The following is a 17,622-nucleotide window of genomic DNA, read 5'->3' on the forward strand; positions in this document are numbered from 1 at the left end:
CGCGGGAAAGTTACCACCTCCTTTACGCCAGCAGCGCGCCGAGGTCGTCGAGGCTCTTTTTGGTCGTCGATCGCGTGAACATCGGTTGCGCTTCCGCATCGAACACGAGGTCGTTCATGTCCCACTCTTCCGCCCATCGGGGAGGCTTCGACCAGTCGATGCGGTCGAGCGAAATACGCGGATCCCGGCAAAGGCCCATGCAGTAATAGAGCAAATCCCACGCTTCGTTGCGCTTGCCGCTCGGCGCTTCCCAGCCTTTGTCCGTCCGAATTTCGGCCGTAAGCTGCATGTAGAGCCAGTTGATGTCTTCCTGTTTCCCCTTCTCGTCGTACCAGATGGGGAAGTTGACCATGCCGCCCGCCGCCTCGGTGCGTCCGAGCATGCCGCTGACCTGGTCCTTGAGAGTGTTCGAATTGAGGAAGACCACGGGCACGTCGCCGCGCGCGCCGCTATGACGATCCTTGCGGCTGGAATCAGGATATTCCCGCCGGTAGGTCGGCGTGCTCGGCTTCGCTTCACCCTTCACAAGCTGGAACCGAAGTTGATGCTGGCGCCCTTGTTCATCGTCGCGCAGTGCGCGCCAGAACTGGTATGCCTTCGTCGTCACACCGGCCTTACCGCCGGAATCGCAACCGATGAGTTTGATCTGCATCCGCCGCCCGCTGCCGTCGCCGAGCGGATAGGTCTTCTCGATGACCTCATCGACGAGCGTCCACCAATCTTCGAGATAGGCGGCCGGGTCGATCGACATCCGTTCCCCGTCCTCGTCGAGGCGGCGGGCGGACTTCCGAATCTTGAACATATCGACGAGCCAAACGTCGTTGTCCTCGCCGATCCCGTGGACCTGCACGACGAACGAACGCGCCTGCACGTCCACGGTCGCAATTAGGAAGCGCACGCCCGCTGGCACCACGGGGTCCTTGCGCGTCCCGCCCCAATGCTGCGCGCGGTTCGAAAGTTCTTCGGGGAGACGGCCGGCTTCCAATGCCTTCGGAGTATATGCCTCCCCTTGGTCCACGTTGACGGTGGTCCGCAGCGCCTCTTCGTCCGCGTTCTTTTCCCACGCTGCATTGGCGTCGAGATATTTTACGACGAGTTCCGGCCAGGTGGTGAAGCTGGCTGCGGGACCCTTCATCCAGAAGGAGCCGATTTCGCTGCGGCGGATTGTCATGCCGTTGCGGGGCACCATAGACCCGTCAGGGAGCCAGATTGCACCGTCCTTTACCCATCGCCCACCGAGGTTGAGTTCGGGTTGCATGTCGGGCTTCATCGGGAAACCGTCGTGCGGGCAGACCATGACAACCTGTTCGGCCGCCTCCATGTGATCGTTCGACGCCGGGAAGCTGAGCAGTCCGAACGACGGCTCGAAGGTCTCGCGGCACTGTGGGCAACGCCAATGCCAGCGGCGCCGATCGCCGCGATTGTATAGGTCGAGAATGCCGGTACTCGGCGGAGCCTCGTGCGGAGAGGTCGCGACCCATTTCGTGCTCGTCACGTCGCGGCCGGGCGACGATTCCGCAACGCACATGGCGCGGCGCTTGAACGTCTGCCCGCGCTTCCGCGTAAGGTCGAAGGCGTTACCCTCGCCGCCGATGGAATCGGGAATGCGGTCGTAGTCCATGATGAACTGCCGCGGGATCGTCTTGCCGGAAAGTTCGGTGATCGAAGGCCATTTGATGAGAAGCCGCATGCCCGAGAGGAACGATTTGTCGTGAACGTTGTCGTTCTGGCGGCCGGGCGTCAGGCGTTTCTTCAACTCCGGGGAATTGCGAACGGCTTTGTCGAGGTCGGCCTGCGACCAGTCGCGCGCGGTCGATTGCGTCATGTGGACCGCGAGAATATCAGCCGGGTCGCAAATGGCCGTATGACAAAGCCAGTTGATGAGCATGGCAGATTTGCCGGTACGCGCCGGGCCGACGAACACGATCGCCTTGAGCGCGAGGCTGGTCATTTCGTCCATGGGCTCGACGAGGTACGGCGCCTTTTCGAGCGAGAAAGGGCCGACGTAGGAACCCGGATTGTTGACAATATGATACTTGGCGGCGGCTTCGGACACGCTCAGCCGTTCCGGGGGACGAACGCCCTCGGCCGACGCGGCGACGATATGCTGCAATGATGGGAACGACGCTTCGGGTAGCTTCACAGCAGGCCCTCAAGCGTCGCGGTCCGAATCCCAATTAGGTCCGCAATGTCCTGTTCAAACTTCGCGACCGTGCCGAGGAGGTCGGATAGGTCGGGCACGGGTAGAAGGTTGATCGTGATTCCGACTTCTTCGGGACGCGAATATTCGGACATCAACCCTTTCGCTGCGTCTTTCACGATCGTCGGGAAGTCGCCGACCAGGTAGCTTGCAGTTCCGCTCGCCAGCGCGTCCCGGTCGATCAAATACTTGTGGTGGTGCTCGACAACATCCCATTGCCGGTCGAGTTCGACGCACAGCCAGTCCCAACCGCCATCCGTCAAGAACGGGTCGCCCAATTCCTCATAGGCGTACGCCGCCATGAGGAAGTACGGCACCAGCATGTTCGGGCGGCCGGGTTCCGCGCGCTCGGGGTCATCGTCATGCCGTCCTTCGACGAGCCGGCGAACGATCGCATCATACGATTCAGGACGAAAGCGCATCGGAAATCACCTCCAGGGCAAATTCGGTTTCAGGGGTGTCGCCGGGCGCTAGGGGGTCTTCCCCGTCGCGGAGGCTGAGGGTTTCGCCGCGGGCGGGTGCGCTGACGAGCGCCTCATAAAGGCTCGACCGTAGCGCATGGGCCATCTGTTCGATCTTCTCGACGTGCTCGTCTGAGATGCCTTTGAGGTCGCGAATGTCTTCGACCCACATGTCGATACGGTCCTTGAAGGTCATGTTCACGCCGCCGAGCAGGGTGAGCACGTCCGACGTGTGCCAAACTTCGCCGGCATCACGCAGAAAGCGCAGCCGCTCGCGTTGGGCTTGCCAAAAAACCTTGTTCACCTCGGGCGGCAACTTGGCGTGGTGCAGCGTTTTGATGAACTCGTCGGCCGTCATCCGTGGCGGCAGAAGAAAGGAGCACGCCGTCTTGAAATCATAGACCGGGCGATTGCCGCCGGCATGACCAAGCTTCGGGCAGCGCACGAGGCGCTTCCGCACGGTCGCCGGGTCCATGTCGAAAACTTCGGCGAGGAAGTTCTGCGACACGGGGCGCTTGAGCACACCTTGGTCAACGAAGGTTCCGCCGCGCCCCGCCGCCTTGATTGCCGTTTCCTTCGCCAAGGCTTCGGCGGCGCGCAGGCGGCGCTCTTCACGATTGGTCGGCTCGGGCGGTGCGCCCAAGAGGTCGTCGATGCTATCGCTCATTGGTGGGCGAGCCTCCCGGCCACGGTGTCACCGCCGCGCAAGCCACGGTTGAGCGCAACGGCATCGGCGGCCACAAGACCGTTCAAATAGTCGGGTAGGAAGTCACGCGAGGCGCGCGCCGATCGCTCGTTGAGATTGATCCCCTCGTTTGCCATTTCAGCGTCGATGAGTTGGTTCTTGAGGACGACAAGGCCGGTGCCCGTGGGCTCGACCGGCTTGAGGTCGCGGATGCGCTGGCGCAAACGGTCTGCCATGCCGTCGAGATAGGGAAGGATGCGACGGCGGCGCGCAGTCTCGCGCAGCAGTCGATGCTCGCGTTCGAGCGCGTCCTGGCGCGAGAGCATGGCGTAGCGGCAAATTTCGAGCAGGTAGGTCGCAATCTCGACCTCGTGCTCGAATCCGAAGAAGGTGACGGACGGCCGGCAACCGGGGCGCGCCGACCAATAACGGACCCCGATCATGTGGGCGATGCCGTCGGCGACTTTCCAAAGCCGTTCGCCCACGGGGTCGTCGAACACCGTCTCCGACCTCGCAAAGCCACTCTCGCGGACCTCGCACTCGTCGAGCGTCATGTTGTATTTCGCCAGCATCGAAGCGACCATCGCTGCGGCTGCGGCGGCCTCTTCCTCGGTGCATCCGTTAGCGACGGTTTTTTCCCGCAGCGCACGGATGCGCGCGGCGATTTTGGCCTTATCGGTCACAGCAGGTCCTCGATTAGATGGAGGCCGCTTCCCGCAGCATGAAAAGCAGCAATCTCGTCGGCTTCGTGTTCGAGGTACGCCGCAATGACGTGCGCCTGCTGTTCGGAGACGATCGCGTTCCCGGCGCCTTCGAGCATCTTCCCTCGGGACTTACCTGCGAAGGGGCCGCCAGAATCCATTCGAAAGGCAGACCCATCAACCAGAGGGAATGTGCCGGATTCAACTGGCCGCCACTTTCCATCCCGGCAGAAGAGCCAATCAGCATTTGCCCATCCGCTGTTAACCGGGCCGGGCCTTCCGGGTTGAACGCCAGCATCGCAAAGTCGTTGAGGTTCGAGCCATGACGGGTCTCTCCCATCGCTCTCTTGGCCTGCCCGCCCCCGCTCGCGTCGCTCGTCGTCGTCGTCGGCCAAGCCGACAAGTTGAATTTCGCTTCCTCGCTCGGCGCCACCGGGCCGCCGACCAAGGCAACCGTCCTCCGGCTCGAGTCCGTGTTCCCCGCCGCGTTGTTCCCGTTCTGCGCTGGCGTCCCGGCCATTGGGGTTGACCAACTGGACAGATGAACCGCCGATCCTAGCGGGAGCGCTGGACCGCGATGAACTCCCGTCGATTCCGAGAGCCGTTGCTTCCGCGCCATCACGGTTTCCGGTTGCTGGTCCGGTTCGGTCGCGCACGCCGTCGGCCAACTCGACAACTTCGCCAAACCGGGCAGTTTGAGAATTTGCGTGTCTCCGCTCTTGCAGTAGTCGCTCCCCTTCGCATCGTTCGCCAAGGGGGCGTTCCAATGTGCCATCTGCGCCTGACGGGGAAGCTGGTCCACGCGCGAACGCCCGTCCTCCCGCGTCGTCGCCATGCCCGCCGAGTCTTTCCAGTCCCGAGCAGCGGCAGTCACCCAACTCGACAACTGTGCTGCTGCTGTGTCCTGCGGCCCACCCTTGCGGGCAATCTCGCGATCCGCACCCTCGGCTGTCCTGACGTTCTTCTCGCCATCCGCAGCGCGCGGCGTAGGATGCCCACGCAATTCGGGCGTCTCGGAAGACGAGGCTGAGGCGCTGGCGGATGTGCGGAGCACCGACGCCCGCAGCGCACAAATCGAACGCCCCGCCGGAGTAATCCTCGGCTTCCATGTCAGCTTGAACAAGGTCGAGCCAACCGAGGCCGTCCTTCGACGCAACTTGCTCTCCAAAGAAGTTAGGAGGGCGTTGGACTCGGATGAGATGGTGGAGGTGGGGGAACAGGTGCCGCTCGTCAGCAACCCCCCCGCCTCTGCCTGCCGCGCTGAAAGGTTGGCAAGGAGGGCTCGCGGTCCAGACAGGACGGTCGTCCGGCCATCCTGCCATGCGGAGGGCGTAGGACCAAACACCGATGCCTGCGAAGAAATGGCATTGGGTGTATCCGGCGAGTTCGCTGGGGAGGATGTCACGAATGTCCCTTTCGTCCACGTCGCCGTCCGCGATCATGCCCATGGCGATGAGATTGCGGAGCCACTGCGCAGCGTGCGGATTGATTTCGTTGTAATAGGCGCGGGTCACAGGAGGTCCCCAAGACCACCTCCGCCTCCGGCTGTTGCAAGCGCGGGAAGACCGAACTCGCCGCGCTTCCAGGCCCGAACCTCATCCTCGAACCAGACCTTCGCCCGAGCGCTGCGGGGAGAGTGGTTGGAGGGAAACGTCCCCGTAGACATGAGCCGATAGATCGTCGCCCGAGACAGGCCGGTTTCGACGATGACGCGCGGGAGGCGCCACCACTCACTATCGACAGGGGAACGAGTCTGAGATTGCATGAGACCTGCATAGCGCAGGCCGGAAAGAGTTCAAGTTAAAATTGATATTCGGATTTTCGGCTCGCGGTCGGATGCCGTTGAACCTTGACAAATGGCAATCGGGACTGCCTTAGGCACCCCTTTCCGAAAGCCGAAAGACCAAACAATGCATGCCTATCGTACCCATACCTGCGGACAGCTTCGGGCCGAGCATGTCGGCCAGGTCGTCCGCGTCTCAGGTTGGGTGCATCGCAAGCGCGACCATGGCGGGCTCCTCTTCGTCGATCTGCGCGACCATTATGGCCTGACGCAGATCGTTGCCGATAGCAGCGATACAGCATTCGCAACGCTCGACGGCCTTCGGGTGGAAAGTGTCGTGACCATCACGGGCGATGTTGTCGCTCGCTCGGCCGAAACGACCAATGCCAACCTGCCGACCGGGGCTATCGAAGTCCGTGCGCGCGAAGTTTCGATCCAGTCGGCCGCGATCGAATTGCCGATGCCGGTGGCTGGCGAGCAGGAATATCCCGAGGATATTCGCTTGAAATATCGCTTCCTCGACCTCCGCCGCGAGCGTCTGCACGCCAATATTTTGCTGCGCTCGAACGTGATCGCGAGCCTGCGCCGCCGAATGGTCGAGCAAGGCTTCACCGAATATCAGACGCCCATCTTGACCGCCTCATCACCCGAAGGCGCGCGCGACTATCTGGTCCCGAGCCGCGTGCATCCCGGCAAATTCTATGCGCTCCCGCAGGCGCCGCAAATGTTCAAGCAACTGTTGATGGTTGCAGGCTTCGACCGCTATTTCCAAATTGCGCCCTGCTTCCGCGATGAGGACGCGCGCGCCGACCGCTCGCCGGGCGAGTTCTATCAGTTGGACTTCGAAATGAGCTTCGTCACGCAGGATGACGTGTTCAATGCGATCGAACCCGTGCTCGCGGGCGTGTTCGAAGAGTTCGCGAACGGTAAGTCGGTCACGCCCGCCGGCTCGTTCCCGCGCATCCCGTACCGCGAGTCGATGCTCAAGTACGGCAACGACAAACCCGACTTGCGCAATCCGCTAATCATCACCGATGTCTCGTCTCACTTCGTGGGCTCGGGCTTTGGGCGCTTCGCGGACATCGTCGCAGCAGGGGATGTCGTGCGCGCGATTCCTGCGCCTGCCACGGCCGAGAAGAGCCGCAAATTCTTCGACGACATGAACAGTTGGGCGCAGGGTGAAGGCTTCGCGGGACTCGGCTATGCGACGCGCAAGGGCGGCGAATGGGGTGGCCCAATTGCCAAGAACCACGGCACCGACAAGATGGACGCGCTCGCGGCCGAACTCGGCATCGGTCCCGACGACGGCCTCTTCTTCGCCGCGGGCAAAGAAGCGACCGCGGCGAAACTCGCGGGCCTCGCACGCACCCGCGTCGCCGAACAACTTGGTCTGATCGACCCAAGCAAGTTCGAAATGTGCTGGATCGTCGATTTCCCGATGTTCGAGGCCGACGAGGACACCGGGAAGATCGACTTTAGCCACAACCCGTTCTCGATGCCGCAGGGCGAACTTGAGGCGCTTGAAACTCAGGACCCGCTCGACATCCTCGCTTGGCAATATGACATCGTCTGCAATGGCGTCGAACTGTCATCTGGCGCTATTCGCAACCACCGGCCTGACATCATGTACAAGGCATTCGAAATCGCGGGCTACAGCCAGGGTGAGGTCGATGCCAACTTCTCGGGAATGATTAATGCGTTCAAGTTCGGCGCCCCGCCGCACGGCGGTTCGGCTCCCGGCGTCGATCGCATCGTCATGCTTCTCGCCGATGAACCGAACATCCGCGAGGTCGTCGTCTTCCCGATGAACCAGAAAGCCGAAGACCTAATGATGGGCGCGCCGGCACCGGTCAGCGACAAGCAACTCAAGGAACTCAGCATCCGATTGGTGGACGGACCAAAGGATTAAAGGAGCAAACCAACGCGCTCTTGGTCGTCGAGATAGTCCGCCCACCATTGCATCATGTCCCGCCGAGGGACGATGTACTTGGCCGCGTTATAGGCGCCTCGCACGTCGCTCTGCCCGTCGTGCGCAAGCTGCATCTCAATCCAGTCCGAATCGAACCGCCGCTTGCCGTCGGCGCTCACCTGCTCGTTGAGGAGGGTTGAGGCGACACCGCGAAAACCGTGAACCGTCGCTTCGCCCCGATAGCCGAGGTCGTACAGGGCGTATAGCATGCAGTTCTCGCTAATCGGCTTCGCGGCGTTGAGCACTTGCGGAAATTGCCACTTGCTGCCGTTCTTGATCCTCAACGCGTCAATCTCGTCGAGGAGCGCGACAGCTTGCCGCGAAAGAGGAACGACGTGCTCGCGATCCATCTTCATCCGGTCGGCCGAAATGCGCCAAAGGGGTTCGGCGGTATCTCGCCCTTCAATCTCGCCGGGCACGAAGAAGCGCGTTTCGTTGGTCCGTACCCACGTCAGCATTGTCCAGCGCAGGGCGAGTTTGGTCACAGGATCGTGGCCGGATGCCGCCAGCCTTCCGAAGAACTCAGGGAGCCGGGCGGCCGGCAGTTTGGCGAAGTGCTTCACCTTCTTTTTCGGCTTCATCGCATCGAGCGCGTCGGGCACCAAGTCGGCCTTCGCCTTTCCCGCTGCCTTGGCGTAACGCATGATGCGCGAGACAAAGCCTAAGGTCTTGCGGCCGATTTCGATCGTGTCGCGCTTTTCGAACCGCCGGATGAGCGTCAAAATGTCGTCGTTGGTCAGGTCGGCCATGGGAGTCGAGCCGAGAACGGGATAGGCGTCTAGCAGAAGTCGATTGTGGATCCAGCTAGCATGCCTCGGCTTCCACAGCCCCTTGTTTTTCTCGAACCACTCCTCCGCGATTTCCTTGAAGGTATCGGCGCGGGTCTGCTGGACAACCTGCCTTTCCACCTTCGCCTCGCGGGCAGGATCGCGCCCGGAGCGAACAGCCGCCTTGACTTCCTCGCGCCATGACCGGGCTAGGGCGAGCGACATCGGCTGCGGATAGCGACCGCCACTGGCCGTCTTCTGCTTCCCGCCGAACCGGTAACTCATCTTCCAGGTGCGAACCCCGGTCGGACTGATTTCGAGGTGCAGCCCGCCGCCGTCCGAAAGCTTGCGCCGCCCGGACGACGGCTTTGCAGCTTTGATGCTGAGGTCAGTTAGCGCCATTCTTCAAATCTCACCTTATAATTGATATACCCAACACTTACCCAACAAAATTGTCAAGTAGGGGTGAGTTGGTGTGAGACAGGGTGAGACACTAAGACCCGCACAAATGCGTGGTATATCGTTGTCGATAAGCGGCTATGATCCGCTCTGAGACGACCGCGTGGATTTTCGCGGGGCATCCAGATTTCCGGTATTTTGGCGCAAACGCACAAAGAGCGCCAGTGGGCTCTTTGTGCGTTTGCGCCAAAATACCGCAGAATTGGCTTTCCAGTCGGAATTTGGAACGGAGAGTCTTCGGCAGGCTTATCGGCGCATCCACTCCTACGTTGAGCGCGAAATGCTTTTGGCCATGGCGTGGAAAAATGCGCTAGTCGGCCGGGGAAAGAAAACGGAATGGCGAAGCGCGGCCGATTTTATCGAGCGTATTTGTATTCATGGGGTGCTCAATTCCGACTGAGCGTAGCGTTCCCGCCTAGCGATAAATGCACTCAACCTGACCCAGCGACCGCTTAGCGATGACGCATTCGGTCGGCGTCATAACCGGGTAGAGATATGCGCTGTAGCGCTGCTCTTCCGCTGGAGCCGCCTTTGCATTGTCAATATAGCGGGCGCAAACGGCCTTGTGACCGTCACGGACCGCAAGGCGCAAGCCTTCCTCGCACTTGTCGCGCGTAATGCTAGCCACTGCGATCACTTGCGACTTTGGCGTGACAAGCATCAAATCCCACGGTCCGCTTTCCTTCGGCGGGGCGGCGAAGACCGGGACTGTCGCTACTGCAATTGCAGCGAGCGGAGTAAGCATGAAACGAATCTTGGTCACGGCTGCATCTCCTTTGTCAGGTAGCAAATAGCGCCCAAAGGTTAACAGAGGGATTCTTACTCCGTGGACTGATACTCCCCTCTGCCGCGACGAGAGGGCGTGGACCCGTATCTCGACATCCTAGGCAAACGCATCCGAGCCCGCCGCAGCGAGCTTGGTCTGTCACAGGAAGGGCTTGCCCATGAAGCGGGGCTAGATCGCAGTTATGTCGGCCGGATCGAACGCGGCGAACACAATCTCACTTTCATTGCTCTCGTTAGGCTTTGCCGGGCGATGAAGTGTGATGTCGCTGCGCTAACCCATGATGTGCCTCTTTTGAGATAGTCGAGAGCAGTCATTGCGCACTAAGCGCGTTTTTTAGAAACGTGGGCGTGGGATGGATTGTTGAAAATTGCCTGTAGATTTCAGAAAAATCTAAGATAAATTGTCCGCGTTATTGTCGGGGGCATTATCATGAGGGCAATTTTTTCGGTGTTGGCGCTGGCTTTGGCTCTCGCCATATCCGGCACAGGGCAGGCCAGATTCCTGCAAGTCGATCCAGTTGGATACGACGATCAGGTCAACCTCTACACATATGTGGAGAACGACCCCCTCAATCGGGTTGATCCCGATGGCAAACAATCCGACACTGTCATGGATAGGCGCAATCAAGCTTTTCTTCAGGCAGTAAATGAGTGTGAAGGCGGTTGCCTACAAACTTACGGTGCAGCGATCGCTGTAGCTGGTACTGCTGTGGCGGTCGTTATAGATGTTTTGAACGGTCCGCAGCCAGACATTGGACCGGTCGCGGTATCGCAAGTTTCGCGCGTACTGCCTAAAGGGGCTGCCGGCGGCGCTCGCGCGGGGAAACCTTTCACGGCGGCTGGAAAGAAGCAAATCGATCAACGCAACGCTCAAGCGAATGGAGGTGTGAATCGTTGTGAGAATTGCAAACGCGAAACGCCGCCTGCTCAGCAAAGTCAGAGCGGAGTAAAGCCACCTACCAATCAAAGAGAACGAGATCACATCGTTCCGCGCTCGAAGGGCGGAGACGGAACTCCAGAAAACGGGCAGGTTTTTTGCCGTGGGTGCAATCAAGAAAAACGTGACAGGATGCCTGAATGAGCCGCAATCATGTTAAGATTAGATTTCCTCTAGAACAAGATGAATCGGGTTATCCGCCAGAATCTTCCGAAACTATGTGGGCCGTCCCTTTGGATAATGGTCTATATATTATCGACAACATACCATTCTATGCGAAACTTATAAGCGACGGGGATATTGTTTCTGCAATTAACCTTGATGGAGACCTAACATTTGACAAAGTTTTAGAATTGTCCCGAAACTGCACCATCCGAATTGTTATGCTTGACGATTCGGATGGATCGGAAGTGCGCATACTTCTCGAAGAAATTGGATGTAAAGTTGAGGGGTCTGGAACATTTGGGTTCTTTTCTGTAAGCTTTGATAAAGACCTATATCAGAGAGTTATTGATTTAATAAGCAGACTTGGTGAAGACGAGATTATAGACTATGAAGAGTCCTCACTAAGGTGATTGGAATATTTATCGTTTTTTTAGGATTTGAATTTAAGTGACTTTAGTCAGGAGATTTTTGGCCTTTTTCTTGCTGCTTGCATCTTGCTTTGCTCCAAATGTGTGCGCCGTCGTCCCCAGAGCGCAGGCCACGCCACCAGTATCTGAAAACGCTCTCACCCCTGCCGAATCCGTCCGGGGCGTGCTTTCTGTTCCCGACACGTCACTCGACTATATGACTGCCAAGTTAGCGTTCGACCGCATCATTCGGCCTTCAATTGATGAGACTGCGATCAGGGCACAGATCGATGCTCTAGCCGCACAAGCGCGAGCTATTGCTGGGCCGAGCGCAAGCGACGTGGACAAGCTCAAGGCTGTCCGGCAGGTGCTTTATGATTCCGGAACATGGAACGGCAATCGGCCATTCTCTTACGACCACGAAGACCCGCTAGGGCTGAATGTCTATAATAAGCTCTTGCCGACCTACCTAGGCTCGCGACGGGGCAATTGTGTTTCGATGCCCGTTTTGCACATTATCTTGGCCGAAAAGCTGGGTCTTAATGTCCATCTCTCGACCGCGCCGTTGCATATGTTCGTGCGCTACACCAATCCTCAAAATCAGCATGACCTGAGCATCGAGCCGACGAGCGGCGGCTATCCGACCCGCGATGTCTGGTATCGCGAAAACCTGCCGATGAGCGATATGGCGGTAGAACAGGGTCTTTATCTCAAGACGCTGACAAAGCGTGAATCCATTGCGCACATGGCGACAACCGTCATGGAGTATCTGATGGTGAAAGGCCGATACCAAGAAGCCATCACAGTCGGGTACGCGATTTTGGATCGTTATCCTCGCGATGGCTACACGATGGTGAAAATGGGAACCGCTGCCGGAGAGATCATGCAACGGGATTTCGTTCAGAAGTACCCGAGGGGTTCTCAATGGCCGCTGGGTGAAGCAGCCAAGTTTCAGCACTGGCAGGAATTGAACGAACTGACATTCCGTAAGGCCACGCGATTGGGATGGGAACAGCCAAGCGAGATAAGGACGAACAAAGCGCCGTGATCTACGCGCTTCTAGGCGCTTTGTGCGTTTGCGCCGAAATACCGCAGATTTCTAGCTATCATATTGTTTTCACTAGAGAATTTTGGAGTGGTAGCACTCTTCCCCATATCCTCCACCAAAATTTGCCGGTGACGTTGGGTCAGCAGCGGCTGTGGGTATGAATTTCGAGCCTTTCCGGAATTGTGAAGCGAAATTCCTTTGGCGCGAGATCCTCAGGCGGTGCCTCACCCTTTCTACGTAGTGGCGACGTGCCATTGACCGCTTTGCACCTCAACCTGGCCATTCGAACGCCGGGTCGGCGACCCCAAAAGCGGTCCTTCATGTTTGCGGCGCCATCGGCGCAGGCCGGAGCGTCCACTGCCTGGGGCAGCCAACCCGTTGACGCCCGTCCGTCGATTTAGCGCTGAAGCTGCCATAGCAGAGGCCGTGTGGATCCCGTTTTTGGGGGCAACGCAAAGACCGGGGCATTTGGATCTCTAATTGATCTTGTGTTCGGGCGCGTTGAGGTCGATCCTCGCAATTCCAGCGGGCCATTTTCCGGCGAGGAAAATAGGCAGGCAGGAGGAGAGCGACATGGATGGGACTATCCACGGCACCAGAGCCATCGCGATCGTCGGACCCGCCGGCACAGGCAAGACGAGCCTCGCCGAGGCCATGCTGTTCGCGGCGGGAGCCAGCGCCCGGCTGGGCGCGGTCGACGGCGGCAGCAGCGTCGGCGACGCCAGCCCGGAAGCGCGCGCGCGATGTGGCTCGACCGAACTGAACCTGATGCGCTTCGAATGGATGAAGGAAGGCTATGCGCTGATCGACGCGCCCGGCTCGGTGGGCTTCGCGGCGGACGCGGAGATGGCGCTGGCGGTGGCCGACCTGGCGCTGGTGGTGATCGATCCCGATCCGGCGCGTGCGCCGCTGGTCGAACCGACATTGCGACGCCTGGAAGCGCTCCGCCTCCCGCACGCACTGTTCGTCAACAAGATCGATCAGGCGCGTGGCAGCATCGAGGATCTGCTTGCAGCGCTCCAGCCGCTGAGTGCGACGGCGCTTGTGGCACGGCAAATCCCGATCCGGGCCGGCGAGCGCGTAGCTGGCTTTGTCGATCTCGCGCTGGAGCGCGCCTATCATTATCAGCCGGGCCGCCGCTCGGAACGGGTGCCGTTGGCCGCCCATCTCCGGAGCGATGAGACCGATGCGCGCTTCCACATGCTCGAACAGCTGGCAGATCATGACGATATACTGCTCGAGCAATTGCTGAACGACGAGAAGCCAAGCTTCGACACAATCTTTGGCGATCTCGCCCGTGAGACTGCGGCGGGGCAGATCGTACCGATCCTGTTTGGCTCGGCGCTCAACGGGTTCGGCATCCGCCGCCTCCTCAAGATGCTGCGCCATGATACACCCCCCGCCGCGCTGACGGCGGATCGGCTTGCTATCGACGGTGCCGCGGCGCAGGTGTTCAAGGTCACGCATGGCAGCGCGGTGGGCCGGCTGGCGCTCGCGCGTGTCTTCGGTGCGCCGCTTGCCGAGGGGGCCGAACTGTTGGGCGCCGATGGGAACCCGATGCGTATCGGATCCTTGTTTGCACTGCAGGGAGCGGCGACCACGAAGATCGCTCGCGCCGAACCGGGCGACATCGTCGGCATCGCCAAGGTGGATGTCGTCCAGGCGGGCGACCGGCTCGGCGCAGCCGGTCGCCCGCATGCTGTCGTGGACGCGGTGCAGCGGCCGGCAAGCAATTATGCGCTGGCCATCGCGGTCACCGACCATAAGGACGAGGTGCGGTTGTCGACAGCGCTCAATCGACTGGTCGAGGAGGACCCCGGACTGCGCTGGAAGCTCGACGAGGCGACGCAGGAGACGCTGCTCCACGGGCTCAATGACGAGCATCTGGCCGTCGTCCAGGCACGGCTGAAACGGCGTTACGGCGTTGCCATATCGGTGCGTCCGCCCGCGATCGCCTACAAGGAAACGATCCGCAAGACCGTGACAAAGCATGGCCGACACAAGAAGCAATCCGGCGGGCACGGCCAGTTCGGCGACGTCATCATCGAACTCCGTCCGCGCGGGCGTGGCGACGGCTTTCAGTTCGAGGACCGGATCACCGGGGGCGCGATCCCTCGGCAATGGATTCCGGCGGTCGAGCAGGGCGTGCGCGATGCGATGGTGCGCGGACCATTCGGCTTTCCGGTCGTCGATGTCGCGGTTGCGCTGGTCGATGGCTCCTTTCACAGCGTCGACAGCTCGGAACTGGCCTTTCGCACCGCCGGCCGGATCGCCATGGCAGAAGCCCTGGCGGCGGCCACGCCCTATCTGCTCGAGCCGCTCGCGCACGTGACGATCCGGGCGCCGGGCAGCGCCGTTTCACGGATCACCTCCGCGGCGACCAGCCGACGCGGCCAGGTGCTGGGAATAACGCCGCTCGAAGGCTGGTCTCGCTGGGACGTGATCGAGTTGCTGCTGCCCGAGGCTGAACTTCCGGGACTAGAGCCCGAACTGCGATCACTGAGCCAGGGCATGGCGCATTACGAGGCGCGCTTCGACCATCTCGCGGAACTCAGCGAGAAGCTCGCCAGCGCGCTGATCCGCCGCACGCCCGAGCCCGCCTGACCCGAAATGGCCGGGCCCGGCGCCACAAGCGCGTCGCCATCTTGCAGTCATCTGCGAAATAGCGTAGCGGGCCCGTCGTCGATCCCGGCGTGTTTCTGAAACTGGAAAGGAGAAAATCATGCGAGCAGCATCCGTCCGCAACGCAACAATTTTCGAATTCCAGACTATTCAGGAACAAATTGCATGGGCAATTTCCTTTCGGGCGAGCCTGCTCGCCTGACCCGGTCGCGCGGTCCGGGTGCCGCTGACCACTTCATATTCCATTTCCAGACCACCCGTTTCCGACGGGCCTTCCTCTATTCCGGGGAGACTCTTCATGCGGTCTGACATGTTCAAAATCATCGTCGAGCGGCCGCGCTGGGGCGCGAGCCATGCGCCGCCCGTCAAACTGAAAAGGAGCCGCGATCCGGACCGCAAATTTATCGGCCTGAAACGGCACGCAAAATGCGAAGCCGCCTATACCAAGTCGCTCAACGAGAATCTGCAACCGCTCGTCCGCTTCTTGCGAAGCAAGCGCGGATGCCGCTGGGACGATGTGTTCAGCGAGATTTGCGTGCAACTCGACACCGGCAGCACGGTGAAGATGCACGTCAGGCTCCATCTGGAGGACATTGTCGCAGCCCGGATTTCCGTCGGCCGGCAGGGCGAATGGATGTTCGAGGGCGAAGTGCTGGGTCGGCCCCACCGCTGGTCCCGCCGCCGCGCGTTCTTCGTCGATCCGCGCGACGGCATCCTCAAGGACTGGTCGGAATTGCCACAGGATATCGCGCCTCGCGATGATGGGAAGGGAGGTGCCGCATGACCGGGGCATCGATCACGATCATTTCGTCGGACATCGGCCGGATGGATCCGCTCGCGCTCGATCAGCTTGCACAGACGGCGCGACTGGAAGGCATCGACCGGGTCGTCGGGTTGCCGGATCTGCATGCCGGGCGCGGGATCGCCGTCGGTGCGGCCTTCTGGTCGCCCGACATGGTTTTCCCGCATCTGGTCGGCAGCGACATCGGCTGCGGGATGGGGCTGTGGGAGACCTATCTGCCGGTCCGCAAGTTCAAGCTCGATGCGGCCGAACGGAAACTCCGGGGGCTGGATGAGCCGTGGGACGGCGATGCGGATGCTGCGCTGTCCGGAGCCGGTCTCGCGCCCGGGCTTGGTGATGCCGCGCTGGGTACGATCGGCGGCGGCAATCATTTTGCCGAGTTCCAGCGCATCGAACAGGTCATCGACGAGGACCTGTTCGAGGGGCTTGGATTTCGCGCCGACGCCCTCTGGCTCATGGTGCACAGCGGCTCGCGCGGGCTCGGCCAGGCGATACTGGATGCATGGACGCGGCGCGACGGCAGCGCCGCGGCCGAGGCGGCGAGCGAGGCCGGAGCAGCCTATCTCGCGGCGCACGATCATGCGGTCGCATGGGCCGTGCTTAACCGCGACGTCATTGCGCGACGCTTCAGCGAAAAGCTCGGACTGACGGCCGAGCGCAAGCTCGACGTCTGCCACAACAGCGTGACGGCGCACGAAGGCGGCTGGCTCCATCGCAAAGGGGCCGCGCCCGCCGACAAGGGGCTGGTGGTGATTCCCGGGTCGCGCGGCGATTTCAGCTATCTGGTTGAACCGGTCGTCGATCGGGGCGGCGAGGCTTTATATTCGCTCGCCCACGGTGCCGGCCGGAAGTGGAGCCGCAACGATGCCCATGGCAGGCTCTCGAAGCGATTCCGGCCGGCCGAGCTGGAAAGAACCGCGCTTGGCGGGCGCGTGATTTGCGAAGACCGCCGGCTGATCTTCGAGGAAGCACCGCAAGCCTATAAGGATATCGGCGTTGTCATTCGCGATCTTGAGGAGGCGGGGCTGATCCGGGTCATCGCAAGCCTGCGCCCGCTGCTGAGCTATAAAACGAGGCGGACATGACCGAAATCATCATGCATCTGTCGTCGGGTCAGGGGCCGGAGGAGTGCCGCTGGGTCGTCGGCCAGCTGGCGCGCGTCTTTTTCAAGGAAGCCGCTGTTGCGGGGCTTGGCACTGAATTGCTCGAATCGGCAGCGGGCAACCCGGCGTCGCTCCTCCTGCGCGTTACCGGCGCCGGGGCCGAGCAATTCGCCAGGCAGAGAGCGGGGACCATCCTGTGGGTCGGCGCCAGTCCATTCCGGCCCAATCACAAGCGGCGTAACTGGTTTGTCGGTGCGGCATTGGTTCCCCCGATCGATGAAATCGCCGAACTCAGGCCGGAAGATATCGTCTATCAGGCGATGCGCGCATCGGGGCCCGGTGGGCAGCACGTGAACAAAACGGACAGCGCGGTTCGGGCGACACATCTTCCGACGGGCTTGATCACGACGGCGCAAGATCAGCGGTCGCAACATGCCAACCGCAAGCTCGCCCGCATAAAGCTTGCCCTGATGTTGATCGAGCGCCGGGACGATGGGGCGCGGAATGCGCGCAAAGAAGAGTGGGACCGCAACAGGCGGCTCGAACGGGGAAATCCGGTCAAGACATACTTGGGTCCGGGCTTCCAGCTCAAGCGATGATGAGGAGGTGGGAGTGGCCGTTCTGAACCATATTCTGGATACAAGCGGTCCTCTCGTCGCGGGCGATTTGCCGGGGCCACGCTGGTTGTCGCAGATGATGTGACGGCGGGCAGACATCCCTTTCCAAA

General features: G+C 60.8%; 18 protein-coding genes. 10 read left to right on the plus strand and 8 right to left on the minus strand.

Translation table 11 applies throughout. The features are described 5' to 3' along the window. Window positions 1-22: 22 nt before the first annotated feature. From J2X38_RS20500 to J2X38_RS22980, 6 genes are all read right to left on the minus strand, one after another. A complete protein-coding gene (locus tag J2X38_RS20500) occupies window positions 23-2,056 on the minus strand; it encodes a terminase gpA endonuclease subunit (protein WP_310256963.1) in 2,034 nt (677 codons plus the stop codon). Between the two features lie 83 nt (window positions 2,057-2,139). Then, the gene (locus J2X38_RS20505) at window positions 2,140-2,622 is read right to left on the minus strand and encodes a hypothetical protein (RefSeq protein WP_310256966.1); all 483 of its coding nucleotides are present in this window, start codon (window positions 2,620-2,622) and stop codon (window positions 2,140-2,142) included. Then, window positions 2,606-3,328, minus strand: a complete 723-nt coding sequence (locus J2X38_RS20510; protein WP_310256968.1) for a hypothetical protein — start codon at window positions 3,326-3,328, stop codon at window positions 2,606-2,608. Before J2X38_RS20510 ends, J2X38_RS20505 begins: the two co-directional genes overlap by 17 nt. Further along, window positions 3,325-4,029, minus strand: a complete 705-nt coding sequence (locus J2X38_RS20515; protein ID WP_310256971.1) for a DUF2786 domain-containing protein — start codon at window positions 4,027-4,029, stop codon at window positions 3,325-3,327. Before J2X38_RS20515 ends, J2X38_RS20510 begins: the two co-directional genes overlap by 4 nt. Beyond that, the gene (locus J2X38_RS20520; RefSeq protein WP_405053481.1) at window positions 4,026-5,495 is read right to left on the minus strand and encodes a DNA cytosine methyltransferase; all 1,470 of its coding nucleotides are present in this window, start codon (window positions 5,493-5,495) and stop codon (window positions 4,026-4,028) included. The genes J2X38_RS20515 and J2X38_RS20520 overlap by 4 nt, the downstream gene beginning before the upstream one ends. A gap of 62 nt (window positions 5,496-5,557) precedes the next feature. Continuing rightward, window positions 5,558-5,812 carry a helix-turn-helix transcriptional regulator gene (locus tag J2X38_RS22980; protein ID WP_405053477.1) on the minus strand — a complete coding sequence of 85 codons (255 nt, stop codon included), beginning with the start codon at window positions 5,810-5,812 and terminating at the stop codon, window positions 5,558-5,560. Window positions 5,813-5,957: 145 nt separating this feature from the next. On the opposite strand from J2X38_RS22980, the gene aspS reads away from it, so the two are divergent. Further along, window positions 5,958-7,739, plus strand: a complete 1,782-nt coding sequence (gene aspS / locus J2X38_RS20525) for an aspartate--tRNA ligase (protein ID WP_310256975.1) — start codon at window positions 5,958-5,960, stop codon at window positions 7,737-7,739. Here aspS and J2X38_RS20530 read toward each other — a convergent pair. Next, entirely contained in the window at window positions 7,736-8,968 is a 1,233-nt protein-coding gene (locus J2X38_RS20530) for a phage integrase central domain-containing protein (RefSeq protein ID WP_310256978.1), read from the minus strand. The genes aspS and J2X38_RS20530 overlap by 4 nt on opposite strands. A gap of 160 nt (window positions 8,969-9,128) precedes the next feature. Between J2X38_RS20530 and J2X38_RS20535 the strand changes: the two genes are divergently transcribed. Then, window positions 9,129-9,425 (plus strand): hypothetical protein, encoded by a 297-nt coding sequence (locus tag J2X38_RS20535; protein ID WP_310256982.1) that lies wholly within the window; start codon window positions 9,129-9,131, stop codon window positions 9,423-9,425. Window positions 9,426-9,440: 15 nt separating this feature from the next. Here the strand turns inward: J2X38_RS20535 and J2X38_RS20540 are convergent, their stop codons facing one another. Then, window positions 9,441-9,788, minus strand: coding sequence for a hypothetical protein (locus tag J2X38_RS20540; RefSeq protein ID WP_310256985.1), 348 nt, complete (start codon window positions 9,786-9,788; stop codon window positions 9,441-9,443). Window positions 9,789-9,887: 99 nt separating this feature from the next. Between J2X38_RS20540 and J2X38_RS20545 the strand changes: the two genes are divergently transcribed. From J2X38_RS20545 to prfH, 8 genes are all read left to right on the plus strand, one after another. Beyond that, window positions 9,888-10,112 (plus strand): helix-turn-helix transcriptional regulator, encoded by a 225-nt coding sequence (locus tag J2X38_RS20545; RefSeq protein ID WP_310256987.1) that lies wholly within the window; start codon window positions 9,888-9,890, stop codon window positions 10,110-10,112. Window positions 10,113-10,241: 129 nt separating this feature from the next. Then, the gene (locus J2X38_RS20550) at window positions 10,242-10,892 is read left to right on the plus strand and encodes an RHS repeat-associated core domain-containing protein (protein ID WP_310256989.1); all 651 of its coding nucleotides are present in this window, start codon (window positions 10,242-10,244) and stop codon (window positions 10,890-10,892) included. Continuing rightward, the gene (locus tag J2X38_RS20555; protein WP_310256991.1) at window positions 10,889-11,323 is read left to right on the plus strand and encodes a DUF4265 domain-containing protein; all 435 of its coding nucleotides are present in this window, start codon (window positions 10,889-10,891) and stop codon (window positions 11,321-11,323) included. Before J2X38_RS20550 ends, J2X38_RS20555 begins: the two co-directional genes overlap by 4 nt. 58 nt (window positions 11,324-11,381) lie before the next feature. After that, window positions 11,382-12,368, plus strand: a complete 987-nt coding sequence (locus J2X38_RS20560) for a transglutaminase family protein (RefSeq protein WP_310256993.1) — start codon at window positions 11,382-11,384, stop codon at window positions 12,366-12,368. 573 nt (window positions 12,369-12,941) lie between these two features. Beyond that, on the plus strand, window positions 12,942-14,972 hold the full coding sequence (locus J2X38_RS20565; RefSeq protein ID WP_310256995.1) for an elongation factor G: 2,031 nt from the start codon (window positions 12,942-12,944) through the stop codon (window positions 14,970-14,972). Window positions 14,973-15,210: 238 nt separating this feature from the next. Next, window positions 15,211-15,774: a hypothetical protein gene (locus tag J2X38_RS20570; protein ID WP_310256997.1), complete on the plus strand. Its 564-nt coding sequence runs from the start codon at window positions 15,211-15,213 to the stop codon at window positions 15,772-15,774. Then, complete coding sequence (locus tag J2X38_RS20575; RefSeq protein ID WP_310257000.1) at window positions 15,771-16,877, plus strand: RNA ligase RtcB family protein; 1,107 nt, start codon at window positions 15,771-15,773, stop codon at window positions 16,875-16,877. The genes J2X38_RS20570 and J2X38_RS20575 overlap by 4 nt, the downstream gene beginning before the upstream one ends. Next, window positions 16,874-17,494 carry a peptide chain release factor H gene (prfH, locus tag J2X38_RS20580; RefSeq protein ID WP_405053478.1) on the plus strand — a complete coding sequence of 207 codons (621 nt, stop codon included), beginning with the start codon at window positions 16,874-16,876 and terminating at the stop codon, window positions 17,492-17,494. The genes J2X38_RS20575 and prfH overlap by 4 nt, the downstream gene beginning before the upstream one ends. Window positions 17,495-17,622: the final 128 nt, after the last annotated feature.

Origin of the sequence: Sphingopyxis sp. BE235, from assembly GCF_031457175.1 — a bacterium.
Lineage (GTDB): Bacteria > Pseudomonadota > Alphaproteobacteria > Sphingomonadales > Sphingomonadaceae > Sphingopyxis.